1 protein-coding gene is annotated in these 513 nt (G+C 73.5%); it reads left to right on the forward strand.

The window, feature by feature from the left end:
• Window positions 1–382 (forward strand): phage terminase small subunit P27 family (locus tag ACFORG_RS20450; RefSeq protein ID WP_386737425.1); only part of this gene is annotated, 382 nt, incomplete at its 5' end.
• Between the last annotated feature and the right edge of the window lie 131 nt (window positions 383–513).

A 513-nucleotide genomic window follows, 5' to 3' on the forward strand; every position in this document is an offset into this window, starting at 1 on the left:
ATCTCCCACGCCCCCCGATCATCTCGCCGGACCCGCGCTGGAGGAATGGGGCAGGGTGGTGGCGGAGATGGTCCGCCTCGGGATCATGTCGCGTCTCGACCGCAGCGTGCGGGCCGCCTATTGCCAGGCCTACGGGCGCTGGGTGGCGGCGGAGACGGCGCTGGCGCGGATGGCGGAGCGGGACGCGGTCACGGCCGGGCTGGTGATCCGCACCAAGGCCGGCAACGCGATCCAGAACCCGCTGGTCGGCGCGGCGAACAAGGCGATGGCCGACATGGTGCGCTACGCCGCCGAGTTCGGCATGACGCCCTCGGCCCGCACGCGGGTCTCGGCGCTGGAGGAGGGCGCGGACAACCCCTTCGCCATCTTCGACGACTGGTGAGGCCGAGGATGCGCCCGGTCGCTCTTCCCGACACCGCGGACACATCCTGATGGCGTCGCGCGGTCGCAAACCCCTCCCGCGGGCCGGCACGCTGTCGGGCGCGATGGCGGCCCTGCCGCGCTGCCCGGCTC

Origin of the sequence: Lutimaribacter marinistellae (genome assembly GCF_042648365.1) — a bacterium.
GTDB lineage: Bacteria > Pseudomonadota > Alphaproteobacteria > Rhodobacterales > Rhodobacteraceae > Lutimaribacter_A > Lutimaribacter_A marinistellae.